12 protein-coding genes are annotated in these 12,453 nt (G+C 66.6%); 8 read left to right on the forward strand and 4 right to left on the reverse strand.

Annotation, left to right across the window (positions count from 1 at the left end; translation table 11 throughout):
- Positions 1-9: 9 nt before the first annotated feature.
- The 3 genes from NF699_02305 to NF699_02315 are packed head-to-tail and all read right to left on the reverse strand — an operon-like array spanning position 10 to position 2,130.
- Complete coding sequence (locus tag NF699_02305; GenBank protein USU05555.1) at positions 10-780, reverse strand: LuxR C-terminal-related transcriptional regulator; 771 nt, start codon at positions 778-780, stop codon at positions 10-12.
- Between the two features lie 4 nt (positions 781-784).
- A complete protein-coding gene (locus NF699_02310) occupies positions 785-1,390 on the reverse strand; it encodes a TetR/AcrR family transcriptional regulator (protein USU05556.1) in 606 nt (201 codons plus the stop codon).
- 56 nt (positions 1,391-1,446) lie between these two features.
- Positions 1,447-2,130, reverse strand: coding sequence for a carboxymuconolactone decarboxylase family protein (locus tag NF699_02315; protein USU05557.1), 684 nt, complete (start codon positions 2,128-2,130; stop codon positions 1,447-1,449).
- 162 nt (positions 2,131-2,292) lie between these two features.
- Between NF699_02315 and NF699_02320 the strand changes: the two genes are divergently transcribed.
- From NF699_02320 to NF699_02350, 7 genes are read left to right on the forward strand one after another with little or no spacing between them, the layout of a single operon-like run.
- On the forward strand, positions 2,293-3,084 hold the full coding sequence (locus tag NF699_02320) for an SDR family oxidoreductase (GenBank protein USU05558.1): 792 nt from the start codon (positions 2,293-2,295) through the stop codon (positions 3,082-3,084).
- Between the two features lie 28 nt (positions 3,085-3,112).
- Positions 3,113-3,874 carry an SDR family NAD(P)-dependent oxidoreductase gene (locus NF699_02325; GenBank protein ID USU05559.1) on the forward strand — a complete coding sequence of 254 codons (762 nt, stop codon included), beginning with the start codon at positions 3,113-3,115 and terminating at the stop codon, positions 3,872-3,874.
- Positions 3,871-5,028 carry an acyl-CoA dehydrogenase family protein gene (locus tag NF699_02330; GenBank protein USU05560.1) on the forward strand — a complete coding sequence of 386 codons (1,158 nt, stop codon included), beginning with the start codon at positions 3,871-3,873 and terminating at the stop codon, positions 5,026-5,028. The genes NF699_02325 and NF699_02330 overlap by 4 nt, the downstream gene beginning before the upstream one ends.
- A gap of 26 nt (positions 5,029-5,054) precedes the next feature.
- On the forward strand, positions 5,055-6,098 hold the full coding sequence (locus NF699_02335) for a phosphotransferase (GenBank protein USU06965.1): 1,044 nt from the start codon (positions 5,055-5,057) through the stop codon (positions 6,096-6,098).
- 55 nt (positions 6,099-6,153) lie between these two features.
- Complete coding sequence (locus NF699_02340; protein USU05561.1) at positions 6,154-6,924, forward strand: enoyl-CoA hydratase/isomerase family protein; 771 nt, start codon at positions 6,154-6,156, stop codon at positions 6,922-6,924.
- Positions 6,921-7,964, forward strand: a complete 1,044-nt coding sequence (locus tag NF699_02345; protein ID USU05562.1) for an enoyl-CoA hydratase/isomerase family protein — start codon at positions 6,921-6,923, stop codon at positions 7,962-7,964. The genes NF699_02340 and NF699_02345 overlap by 4 nt, the downstream gene beginning before the upstream one ends.
- Before the next feature lie 11 nt (positions 7,965-7,975).
- Positions 7,976-8,752: an enoyl-CoA hydratase gene (locus NF699_02350; GenBank protein ID USU05563.1), complete on the forward strand. Its 777-nt coding sequence runs from the start codon at positions 7,976-7,978 to the stop codon at positions 8,750-8,752.
- A 753-nt stretch (positions 8,753-9,505) separates the two neighbouring features.
- Here the strand turns inward: NF699_02350 and NF699_02355 are convergent.
- On the reverse strand, positions 9,506-10,402 hold the full coding sequence (locus tag NF699_02355; protein ID USU05564.1) for a hypothetical protein: 897 nt from the start codon (positions 10,400-10,402) through the stop codon (positions 9,506-9,508).
- Between the two features lie 348 nt (positions 10,403-10,750).
- Here NF699_02355 and NF699_02360 point away from each other — a divergent pair, with 348 nt between their 5' ends.
- Entirely contained in the window at positions 10,751-12,445 is a 1,695-nt protein-coding gene (locus NF699_02360; GenBank protein USU05565.1) for an RNA-directed DNA polymerase, read from the forward strand.
- Positions 12,446-12,453 lie beyond the last annotated feature (8 nt).

Genomic DNA, 12,453 nt, shown 5'->3' on the forward strand with positions numbered 1-12,453 from the left:
CCCTTTGTGTCAGCGCAACGTGCCGAGAAAGCCCAGCTGCGCCGCCTTGAAGAGTGCCTGGTCGCGATTCACCGCATTCAGCTTCTGCGCCGCGGTGCGGATATGGAACCGGATGGTGGTCCGCTGCAGCCCGAGGATGGTGGCGATCTCGTCGTTCGTCTTGCCGGCGCCGGCCCATCGCAGGCATTCCACCTCGCGCTTCGTCAGCACGATCGCCCCCACCTTTGCGGAACGGCGTTCCGTCACCTTGACGTAGCTCGCGACGAACACGCGGGCGAGCAGCGCGAGCGCCTCGCCATGCGCTTCGAACGCGGCGGCCAGATCGTCCATCTCCGGGTCGGGCGACAGGAAGCTCGCGGCGCCGATCTCCCCGAACGGCAGGTGGACGGGGGCGACGATCGCGGCGCTGGTCAGCGCGCGTTCGCGGAATTTGGACAGGTCGAACTCGGCCAGCAGCGAATTGGGCGACCGCGTATGAATACCCGCCGCGTTGCACCAGAACGGTTCGCTCTCCAGCCGGCATGCCATCGGCAGGGGCGATGTCAACGCCAGGTGCGGCGTCGTCCACCAGCATTTGTCGCCACTGGCACCGAAGACGTCGCCGGCCAGGATCGCGCCATCCGCATCCCGCATCGGCGTGGCACTGGCAATGTTGTGGGTCACCGCCACCCGCAGTCCGGTAAGATCACGTACGCCGTCGCGCAGCGCCTCGGCAGCGGGACGGATGCCCGCGACGCCATCGACGCGCACGGCCTGCAACAGATCGTCGGCGATATGCATGGCGTCAGCCCGCCTTCAGGCCATCGAAGAACGGAGCGCACAATGCGTCCGCAACCTCCTCCGGCGAGCGTTCCCGAGCCATCGGCGGATACCATTTATACGCCCAGTTGCACATGCCGAGGAAACCGTACGTCGTGATCAAGGGGTCGCATGGCCGGAATATGCCGCGCTCGACGCCCTCGACGACCAAACCGCGGATCGCCTCGAAATACTCCTTCCGCGCGGCACGGATCTGATCGCGCATCGTGCCGGTGAGGTCGCCGTAATTGTCCATGAACGCACGGACGTAGCCCGGATGGCTGGCGATCTGGCGCAGGATATCGACACAGGCGGCGCGCAACGAAGCGATCGGGTCTGCCCCTGCTTCGTGCGTCAGGCCGTCGAGCAAGGCACGGATATGGGTGTCGTGGATCGCGAACAGGATCGCGATCTTGCTGGGGAAATAATGGTAGAGCGTCGGTTTGCCCAGCCCGACCTCGTCCGCCAGCATCTGCATCGACGTATTGTGATAGCCCACCTTGTCGAACAGCGCGGCGCAATGCGCGATGATCTCGCCGCGCTTTTCATCGTGCGCTTCGGTTCGCGGACGCTTTCTGCCCGGTGCGGGCATTATGTGTTCCCGTGACATGACGGCGGCATCCTAGGATCGCGTCCGAAGCGTGTCCATCACGCCTTCGGCTCCATCGCCGTCGCGCCGACCACCCATGCCGACAATCCGGCGACCGGAACCGCGCACAACACCGCTTCGGCCACCTCCGTTTCGCTCGCACCCGCCTTGCGCGCGCCATCCACATGAACTGACGCCCATGGGCTGTAATCCGCCGCCAGCACCGTCACCAGCAGCAGCTCGGCATAGCGCGGCTCCAGCGCGGTGCCCGACAACGTGCCCTCCCGCATCAGGTAATAGGCGTCCGCTCCGGTCGGCACGAGATCGAGCAACGTACCGAGCGAGGGCGGGATGCTGCCGAAATAGCCGATGAAATTGTCCCGTGCCTCGCCATCCGGCACCTCGATCGGGGTTTCGTCCGCATCGATCGTCGCGGCGTCGCCATACACGGCCTCCAGCACCCCGGCGAAGCGCAGGGCGGCACCTTCGCCACGGCTGCTCGACAGGATGGTCAGCGCCGCGGCGGCGCTCTCGACGTCGAGGCCCAGTGCCGCCGCCGCCGCCAGTTCACGCTCGGCCATCGGCAGATAGCCTTTCACCGCCGCCGCCGCCGACAGGAACAGGCGCTTGATGGTCGACGGCAAGGCGCCGTCCTTCTCGACGACGGTCCGAAACCGGCGGAAACCCGCGATCGTCTTGGGGGCATGCGCGCGCAATCGTCCGACCGAAAGCAGGGGGCTCACATCCGACGCCATGTCATCATCCTCTCGCTGCCATTATCGCCCGACCGGTTGGACGGGAGTGACTTTCCGTCCTTTTGGGCAGTATGGATGCGGCTGGCAACCCTCCTATGGGTCCTTGTCCCGGCAACGCACCGGGCAACGCGTCGGTTAGGGAGATGGATCGTGACGCAGACCGGTACACAGACAGATCGGCGGAATGCGGGTGACCTGACGGGCCGTCTTGCCGTGGTCACCGGGGCGGCATCCGGCATCGGGCTGGCGACCGCCGCCGCGCTGGCAGAGCACGGCGCCGCGGTCATCCTGGTCGACCGCGACGGACCCGGTGCGGAAGCCGCGCTCGCCGGGCTGACCGGCGGGGGGCATCGGGCCGTCATGCTGGACGTCACCGACGAGGCCGGCTGGGCGGATCTGGCCCGGACGGTCGAGACGACCAGCGGACACCTCGACATCCTCGTCAACAATGCCGGGTTCGGCACGTTCCGGTCGATCGCCGACACCACGCTCGATCATTGGCGGGCGATCATGGCGGTCAATCTGGACAGCGTGTTCCTGGGCTGCCGGGCGCTGCTGCCGCTGCTCGCCAGGTCACCGGCCGGCGGGGCGATCGTCAACATGTCGTCGATCAGGGGGATCGTCGGCGGTGCCAATGCCGCGTCTTATTGTGCGGCGAAGGGCGGCGTTAGGCTGTTTACCAAGGCGCTTGCGCTCGAGTGCGCCGCGCTCGGCAACCGCGTGCGCGCCAATTCCATCCATCCCGGCCATATCCACACGCCGCTGACGGCGGCGGCGCACGACGACCCCGCCGTGCATGCCAGGCTGCTCGCCGACGTACCGCTGGGCCGGCTCGGTACGGCGGAGGATATCGCAGAGGCGATCGTGTTCCTCGCCAGCGACCGTTCGCGCTACATGACCGGCGCCGAATTGGTCGTCGATGGCGGATCGACCGCGCAGTGAAGCGACTGACAGACAACAGGAGAGCGTGATGAACATCGACGGACTAGCGGCCATCGTCACCGGCGGGGCGTCGGGCCTGGGCGCGGCCACCGCCGCGATGCTGGCCTGGCGCGGCGCGCATGTGACGATCCTCGACATGAATGCCGAAGCGGGGGCGGCGCACGCCACGTCGATCGGCGGTCACTTCGCCCGCACCGACGTCACCGACGAAGCGAGCATCGTCGCAGGCGTCGACGCGGCGGAGCAGGCGCACGGCGTCGCGCGCATCCTCGTCAATTGCGCCGGCGTCGCCCCGGCGATCAAGACGGTGGGCAAGGAGAACGCCGTTCACCCGCTGGCGACCTTCCGCCGCACCATCGACATCAATCTCATCGGCACCTTCGCCGCCATCACCCATGTCGCCGCCCGCATGGCCGCGGCCGATCCGATCGGTGAAGAGCGCGGCGTGATCGTCAACACCGCCTCGGTCGCGGCGTTCGATGGTCAGGTCGGGCAGGTCGCCTATGCCGCATCCAAGGCGGCGGTCGCCGGCATGACGCTGCCGATCGCCCGCGACCTCGCGCAGCACCGCATCCGCGTCATGACGATCGCGCCCGGCATCTTCCTGACGCCGATGCTGATGGGATTGCCGCAGGCGGCGCAGGATTCCCTTGGGACTCAGGTTCCCCATCCCAGCCGGCTCGGGCGACCGGAGGAATATGCCGCATTGGTCGAAGCGATCGTCACCAACCCGATGCTGAACGGCGAAGTGATCCGGCTCGACGGCGCGATACGGATGGCACCGCGATGAGCGCCCGTGCGAACGCCATCGCCGCCCGCGTGGAAGCCTTCGTGCGCGAGATCGTGGTGCCCTACGAACGCGACCCGCGGTGCGGCGCGCATGGTCCTGCCGCCGGGTTGGTCGATGCATTGCGCGAGCAGGCCCGTGCGGCAGGCGTGCTGACGCCCCACATCCTGCCGGGCGGCGAGCATCTCCATCACGCCGAGGTCGCCGTGGTGCTGCGCGCCGCCGGTCTGTCGCCGCTCGGCCCGGTCGCGGTGAACGTCGCCGCGCCCGACGAAGGCAACATGTATCTGCTCGGCCGGGTGGCGAGCGAGGAACAGAAGCGTCGCTTTCTCGACCCTCTGGTCCGCGGCGAGGCGCGCTCGGCGTTCTTCATGACCGAGCCCGCTGCCGAGGGCGGTGCCGGGTCCGACCCGTCGATGATGCAGACGACCTGCGAGCGCGACGGCAACCATTGGGTGATCAGCGGGCGCAAGGCGTTCATCACCGGCGCGGACGGAGCGCGCGTCGGCATCGTCATGGCGAAGGCGGAAGAAGGCGCGTCGATGTTCCTCGTCGACCTGCCCGATCCCGCCATCCGGATCGAGCGGGTGCTCGACACGATCGACAGTTCGATGCCCGGTGGCCACGCCGTCATCGCGATCGACCGGCTGCGCGTGCCGGCGGACCAGATGCTCGGCAATCCCGGGGACGGCTTCAAGCTCGCGCAGGTGCGCCTCGCCCCGGCACGGCTGACGCACTGCATGCGCTGGCTCGGTGCCTGTACCCGCGCCAACGAAATCGCCACCGATTACGCCTGCCGCCGCCACGCGTTCGGCAAGCCGCTCGTCGACCACGAGGGTGTCGGCTTCATGCTCGCCGAAAACCTGATCGATCTGAAGCAAGCGGAACTGATGATCGACTGGTGCGCCGGCGTGCTCGACGGCGGCGAACTCGGCGGCGCGGAGAGCTCGATGGCGAAGGTCGCGGTGTCCGAGGCGTTGATGCGCATCGCCGATCGCTGCGTGCAGGTGATGGGCGGGACCGGCGTCACCGGCGACACCATCGTCGAGCAGGTGTTCCGCGAAGTCCGTGCCTTCCGGATCTACGACGGGCCGACCGAAGTCCACAAATGGAGCCTCGCCAAGAAGATCAAGCGCGACTGGAAGGCGGCGTCGTGACCGCGTCCGATGCGGACATCGGAACGATGGCGGTGCGCGACGCACACCGCTTCGACGAGCGCGCGCTCGCCGACTGGATGGCCCGACGCGTCGATGGTTTCGCCGGACCGCTGCGCGTCGAACAGTTCAAGGGCGGCCAGTCCAACCCCACGTACCGGCTGTCCACGCCAAGCCGGGATTACGTGTTGCGCCGCAAACCGCCCGGCACTTTGCTGAAAGGGGCGCACGACGTGCTGCGCGAGGCGCGCGTCCTCACCGCGCTGGCCGCGACCGACGTGCCGGTCGCGCGCGTCTATGGCGTTTGCGAGGACGATGCCATCATCGGCACGGCGTTCTACGTGATGGCGATGGTCGAGGGGCGCGTCATCTGGGACGCTACCTTTCCCGACGTGCCGCGTGCTGACCGCCCCCGCTATTTCGACGCGATGAACACCACCATCGCGGCGCTCCATCGCGTCGATCCGGTCGCGGTGGGCTTGGGCGACTATGGCCGTCCGGGAAACTACTTCGCCCGCCAGATCGCCCGCTGGTCGGCGCAATATCTCGGCGACGGGCAGGCGGGGCGCGATCCGGACATGGACGCCTTGGTCGAATGGCTGCCCGCCAACATTCCCTACGGCGATGAAAGCAGCATCGTTCACGGCGATTTCCGTTGCGACAACATGATCTTCCATCCCACCGAGCCGCGAGTGCTGGCGGTTCTGGACTGGGAGCTGTCGACGCTCGGCCACCCTCTCGCCGACTTCGCCTATCATGCCCTCATGTACCGGATGCCGCCCGACATCGTCGCCGGCTTGGCCGGCGCGGATCTTGCCGCGCTCGGCATCCCGACCGAACGGGACTATGTCGCCGCCTATTGCGCCAAGACCGGGCGCTCGGCGATGCCGGACTATCAATTCTACGTCACGTTCAATTTCTTCCGGCTCGCCGCGATCTTCCACGGCATCAAGGGCCGGGTGATCCGCGGCACGGCGGCATCGCTTCACGCCCGCGAACGGGCCGCCAACTTCCCGAGGCTCGCACGACTTGGCCATGCCGCCATGCAGGAGGGCACGCGGACCGCGGCCTGATGCCGACACCGACGTGCGAAGGACGTGCCCCGCACCTTTTCAGAAGGACAGAAGAGTGAACGAAGTTCTGCTCGATCGGCACGGCGACGTCGCCGTCATCACACTGAACCGTCCGGATCAGGGTAACGCCATTAACGCGGCTCTGGCACGGTCCCTCCTCGAAACCGTGCTGGCATGCGCAGCCGACGCGACCGTGCGATGTGTGCTGCTGACCGGCTCCGGACGGATGTTCTGCGTCGGCGGGGACGTGAAGGCGTTCGCGGCGGCGGGAGGCGACACACCGGCCCTAGTCACCGAGCTGACGACGTTCCTTCATGCCGCAATCGTCGGATTGTTGCGGATGGACAAGCCGCTGGTCACCGCGATCAACGGTGCCGCCGCCGGCGCCGGTTTCAGCCTGGCGATCATGGGCGATGTCGCGCTCGCGAGCAGTGCGAGTTCGTTTTCGACGGCCTACGGGCTGATCGGCCTGACCCCGGATGCAGGGACGAGCTGGCTTCTGCCACGGCTGGTCGGCCTGCGCCGAGCCCAGGAGATCGCGTTGACCAACCGGCGGCTGGACGCGACGGAGGCCGTATCGATCGGTCTGGTGACACGCGCAGTCGATGCTGCGGCGCTGTTCGACGCGGCGATGGCGCTCGCCGCAGGGCTCGCGGCATCGTCCGTGACGGCGCTCGCGAGTACCAGGGAGCTATTGTTTTCCAGCTACGGGGCGACCCTGGAAGAACAGCTGGGCAGCGAGGCGCGCATGATCGCGCGGTCGGCAGGATCAGAGGAAGCGCAGGCTCTGCTCCAGAAGTTTGCCGGGCAGGGCAGGTCTTCATGAGCGACGCCCTGCTGACCATCACCGATGGCGCCGTTGGGCGGCTCCGGCTGAACCGTCCCGAGGCACTGAACGCTCTGAACCTGGCGATTTGCGAGGGGATGCTGGCGGCACTGGAGGCGTGGCGAACCGATCCGGCGGTGGCGGCGGTGATGCTCGACCATCACGAGGGCCGCGGCTTTTGCGCCGGGGGCGACATCCGCATGCTCGGCGAGAGCGGCGCGACCGACGGTGTCGCGGCGCGTGCGTTCTTCCACACCGAATACCGGCTGAACCACAAGCTGTTCACCTATGCCAAGCCGACGGTGGCGTTCATGGACGGAGTGACGATGGGCGGCGGCGTCGGCATCGCCTTGCCGTGCCGCTGGCGGGTCGCGACGGAGAACACGCGGTTTGCGATGCCGGAGACGGGCATCGGCCTGTTCCCCGATGTCGGGGGCGGCTGGTTCCTGGCGCGCCTGCCGGGGCGGATCGGGCAGTTCATGGCGCTGACCGGACATCGACTGAACGGTGCGGAAGCGCACGCGCTGGGGCTCGCCACGCATTATCTGCCCGCCGCCGCGATGGAGCGCGCCAAGACTGCGATCCTTGCCGATCCGCAGGGCATCGCGGCGGTGCTGGACGGGTTGGCCGTCGCGCCACCCGAAGCGGTGGTGCTGGCGCATCGCGCCGACATCGACCGGCTGTTCGCTGCGGACACGCTGGAGGAGGTGTTCGCCGCGCTGGAGGCGGACGATGGCGCGTTCGCGCAGGCACAACTTGCGGTGCTGCGGACCAAAAGTCCGCAGGCGATGAAGGTGTCGCTGCGGCTGCTATACGACGGCGGGCTGATGCAGAGCTTCGCCGACGAGATGGCACAGGAATATGCCGTCGCCAGCCGCGTCGTGCAGCGCCACGACTTCCTCGAAGGCGTGCGGGCGGTGATCGTCGACAAGGACAATGCGCCGCGCTGGCAGCCCGCCACGCCCGCCGGCGTTACCGATCACGTCATCGACCAGATCTTCGCGCCGCTGCTTGAAGCGGACGCGTGGACGCCCGCATAAGGAGAGTTTCCGTGGCCGAATACCAGACCATCCTCGTCGAGCGGCGCGATCGTGTGACGCTCATCACGCTCGACCGGCCGGAGGCGCTGAATGCCCTCAACGCACAGGTGCTGGACGACCTGCTGGCGGCGCTCGCGGCGTTCGATGCCGACGACTCGCGGGGCTGCGCGGTATTGACCGGCAGCGCCAAGGCGTTCGCGGCGGGGGCGGACATCAAGGAAATGCAGGCGATGGACTTCGCCGCGATGTACGGCCGCAACCACTTCAGCGGCTACGAAAGGCTGACCGCGACGCGCAAGCCGATCATCGCCGCAGTGGCGGGCTACGCGCTGGGCGGCGGATGCGAGCTGGCGATGATGTGCGACTTCATCCTGGCCGCCGACAGCGCGAAGTTCGGCCAGCCCGAGGTGAAGCTGGCGGTCAGCCCCGGCATGGGTGGTTCGCAGCGGCTGGCGCGCGCGGTCGGCAAGGCGAAGGCGATGGAAATGTGCCTGACCGGGCGGATGATGGACGCCGCCGAGGCGGAGCGCGCAGGGCTGGTCAGCCGGGTGATCCCGGCCGCCGATTTGGTCGAGGAGGCGGTGAAGACCGCCGCGACGATCGCCGGCATGGCGCCGCTCGCGGTGCTGGCCAACAAGGAGATGGTCAACGCGGCGTTCGAAACCACGCTGGCGCAGGGCGTGCAGTTCGAACGGCGGCTGTTCCATGGCCTGTTCGGCACCGCCGATCAGACGGAAGGCATGGCCGCCTTCGTCGAAAAGCGTCCGGGGGCGTGGAGAGGTAAATAGTAACAAGTCTAGTTCAGCATGTCGCAGAACCCGATACGGTGGCAGCGATGATCGAGATCTATATCGCGCATGCCGTTGGCGTCTTCGATCAAAGTTAAACCATATTCCTGAGATTACGATCCGGCGTTTCAGTACTATAGCGGCCAGTGTTCCTGTTAAAAAACGCTCCGCCAGTATTGAAGAACGGCCGAACTCATCAAGTGCGATGGGCACTATAAACGTCTACTTGTGGGTATTATACCTTGCCAGTAAGTTGACGCTTGGTGGATAGCCGATCTGCTTTGGGGCGGCCCGCCGCGGTAAGCTGTCGTCCGCTCAGGCCGCGGGGTAGGGGCCAGAAGGCCGGTTCTGATGGAGACCGGAACGGCTGCTTTCGGGAGTGCAGAAGGCGTAAGCGGACGCTTGCTCACCTCACTCGACGCCGAGCCGGAGTCGCAGGTGCAGCGCGTGAAACCCGTGCTTCTCGTTCATGGTGCAGAAGCTGCTGGCCCCCTGGACGAGGAGGAGCGAGCGTCGACAGTGCGGGGGGAGCCAGGACCAGGAGTGGGAGCCGCGGCCGACCTTAGCGGAGTTGGACCGGATCTGTATCGGGCGGCTGGGACTCAAGCTGGAGCGGGTGAATGTCTCGATGAGATAGTGGGGCGCAGCACGATCCGCGACCCTAAGGTCCAACAGCTGGACGATGACCGGCGACGCCGCGGTGGCGCTGGTGGTCCTCGCGACGGCGAAGTGCGAGGAGCGACCCGACGTGCCTCATCCCTTCGCGCGCAGCTGGACGATGTAGAGCTGCGCGTCGAACTCGCGGAGGCTGATGTCGGCGAGCCTTTGCAGCTCCGCCGTTGCGGGATCGTCGAGTGCTCGGGTCGTCGGCTCCGGGCCTGGCGGCAGGTCGCGTTCCTGACGACGGACGAAGGCGTCGAGCCGCGATCCGGCGTCGGGGACGGAGCGTACCTGCACCGGGAGCGAGCGCTCGATCTCCTGGTCCGCCTCGGTTCGCCGGCTCACCCGCTCGCGGGAGCGGATCCGTGCCGTCTCCGCCTCGCGCAAGGCCTCGCCGATGACGGCGCGAACCGGTCGCTTTTCCGCTGAGAGCCTGTCGGCGAGCAGCTTCTCGAGCTCCGTCGCGCCGAAGCCCTCCACCTCCCTCGGTTCGGACATAACGACATATCGGCGACCGTCGAATGAAAGGCGGTGCGCGTCATCGTCGGGGAGGACACCGATGTCGCGCGGGCGGACGTAGAAGGACCGTTGACGGACCACGTGCCGCAGGAAGGCGTCGTCGAACTCCGCCTTACGATGGAACAGCGGAGCGGCGTAGAGGACGACGTTCGGGTCCACGTCGAGGCCGACCAGCATGTCGTGCTGCTCTGACTGTGATCGTCCCGTGATCTCGAATCGGTAGTACGGGACTGACAACGGAGCGCCGGCCTTGATCTCGCGCGCGGTCCGCCTGGACAGGTGATCGGAGCGCTTGAACTGCAGGAAGAGCGGCAGGCCCGGCGCCTCCAGCTTCAGGTCATAGCCCCCGCCGGGCCCTCCTTCCTGAAGCAGGGACGGGAAGATCGGCGCTGCGGACAGCGTGCCCAGCGAGAGGACCAGCTCGTGCGTAAGCGCGAAGCCATAGGAGAACTCGGAGATCAGAGACTTCATGGTCCCAGCATGCGCTCGTTCCGTGTGGGACGCCACGTGCGGCCGGCTGCGCTCATCGGACCGTCTTGGAGCGGAGCGACTGACTTCAGCGCGCGTCACATCCGCCGTTCCGGACCGCTCATCGGAACGTGACGTCGGCGCGGAACCGCTGCAAGGCGGGACCGCCCCCGTTACATCGGGCGTGAAGAGGATCGGCGCGGCACGAACGTCACGTACAAGTGGGAGTTCACGCCGGCTTCGCGGCGGAGGCGCTGGTCTCGTCTCTGTCCACGCCATCGAGGACGGCGTGGTGGACGAACGCCGGCTCCGGGCTACAAGGCGAGTCCGGCGAGAAGAGTTGGACGGATTATGGACGGCAGCGAGGAGCAGGAGGTCGACTACGTCTTAGATCCGGCCTTCTGGGAGAAGGGCCAGGCGCTCGGCTTCCCGATCCGGTTCGAGCTGGTGCTCAAACATCTCCGTCAGGATATGCGTGACGACTGGTACTTCGACTGCCTGCAGTATGACGACCTGTTCAAGGATCCCGACGAGTCCAAGCGGATCATCATGTCGCTCCTCCAGGAGGGGAACGGCATTTACCGCGGAACGCGCAGCGTGGTCCGCAACATCCCGAAGAAGGGCTACGGCGAGCGGTACGGGCTCGAGACCGACTTCTTCGACCGCTTCGTCTATCAGGCAATCTGCAGCTTCCTGATCCCGTTCTACGACCCGCTGCTTGGCCACCGCGTGCTGAGCTATCGCCATGAGCCGCGGCCCCGGAACCCGAAGTACCTGTTCAAGGCCAAGATCGAGCGCTGGTTCACATTCGAGGGCGTGACCCTGACATTTCGACGTTCCGGCCGGCACCTGCTGATCACCGACCTCAGCAACTTTTACGAGAACGTCTCGCGCGCGCAGATCGTGGAGGCGCTCGACGGGATGGTGTCCCGCATCGCTGCGACCGGACCGGAGAAGCTCCAGATCCGCAACGCGATCGGCACCCTCGACCGGCTGCTCGGGAAGTGGACGTTCAGCGGCGACCACGGGCTGCCCCAGAACCGCGACGCGTCGGCCTTCCTGTCCAACGTCCTGCTGTCGTGCGTCGACCGTGAGATGACCGGTAGGGGCTACGACTACTACCGCTACGTCGACGACATCAGGATCATCGCAGATTCGGAACTTCAGGCCCGACGTGCGCTGCAGGAACTGATCAGGCAATTGAGGTCAGTGGGCCTGAACATCAACGCCAATAAGACCGAGATTCTTCCGCCGGACGTGCAGGCCACCAAGCTGGCCGAATACTTCCCGTCCCAGGACAGCTCGACCGCCGCGATCGACCAGATGTGGCGGTCCCGCAGCCGACGGATCATCACCAAATCGGTGACCTACATCTTCGACATCCTGACGAAGTGCATCGCGGACGGCGACTCGCAGACGCGGAAGTTCCGGTTCGCCGTCAACCGGGTGGCGCAGATTGTGGAGTCTGGTCTGTTCGACGTTGGCGACGCGCTATCCAAGGACCTGCTCGACGCGCTGTCGCGATCGTTGTCCGAGCATGCCGTCACGACCGACCAGTATTGCAAGTTGATCGCGACGCTCGACGGGGAGGGGCGCTGCCTACCCGCGCTGGAACAATTCCTCCTGGCGGAGGACGGGGCGATCCACGACTGGCAGAACTACAATATCTGGATGCTGCTCGCGACGAGGAGACACCGCTCCGACGAACTCGTCTCTCTAGCCGACCGCAAGCTCCGGGAGGACGTCAGGTCGGGAGAGGCCGCCGCCATCCTGATCTGGCTGCGATGCGTCGGTGAGCGGGAGCTGATAGGAAGGTGCATCGGGCAGTTCGATCGCCTGCCGTACCAGAACGCCCGCTATCTTCTGATCGCGTCCTCTATGCTCGAAGAGGAGCAGCTCCGGCCGCTTCACGGACAGGTGGGGGTCTGCCTAAAGGGCACCGGCCAACGGGCCGAGCGCCACTGCAACGCGGACGGGCTTCCGTTCGCGATGCGGGAGCGCGTTGACCTTCTGGATCTCGTTGACGAGATCGGCGGCTATGATTGACCTCTGCT

The organism is Sphingomonadaceae bacterium OTU29LAMAA1 (genome assembly GCA_024072375.1).
Lineage (GTDB): Bacteria > Pseudomonadota > Alphaproteobacteria > Sphingomonadales > Sphingomonadaceae > Sphingomonas.

What these genes read in the sequence shown, in the direction of transcription:
- NF699_02305 (USU05555.1), bottom strand. Translation starts at nt 780, where the DNA reads ATGCATATCGCCGACGATCTGTTGCAGGCCGTGCGCGTCGATGGCGTC.
- NF699_02310 (USU05556.1), bottom strand. Translation starts at nt 1,390, where the DNA reads ATGCCCGCACCGGGCAGAAAGCGTCCGCGAACCGAAGCGCACGATGAA.
- NF699_02325 (USU05559.1), top strand. Translation starts at nt 3,113, where the DNA reads ATGAACATCGACGGACTAGCGGCCATCGTCACCGGCGGGGCGTCGGGC.
- NF699_02330 (USU05560.1), top strand. Translation starts at nt 3,871, where the DNA reads ATGAGCGCCCGTGCGAACGCCATCGCCGCCCGCGTGGAAGCCTTCGTG.
- NF699_02335 (USU06965.1), top strand. Translation starts at nt 5,055, where the DNA reads ATGGCGGTGCGCGACGCACACCGCTTCGACGAGCGCGCGCTCGCCGAC.
- NF699_02345 (USU05562.1), top strand. Translation starts at nt 6,921, where the DNA reads ATGAGCGACGCCCTGCTGACCATCACCGATGGCGCCGTTGGGCGGCTC.
- NF699_02355 (USU05564.1), bottom strand. Translation starts at nt 10,402, where the DNA reads ATGAAGTCTCTGATCTCCGAGTTCTCCTATGGCTTCGCGCTTACGCAC.
- NF699_02360 (USU05565.1), top strand. Translation starts at nt 10,751, where the DNA reads ATGGACGGCAGCGAGGAGCAGGAGGTCGACTACGTCTTAGATCCGGCC.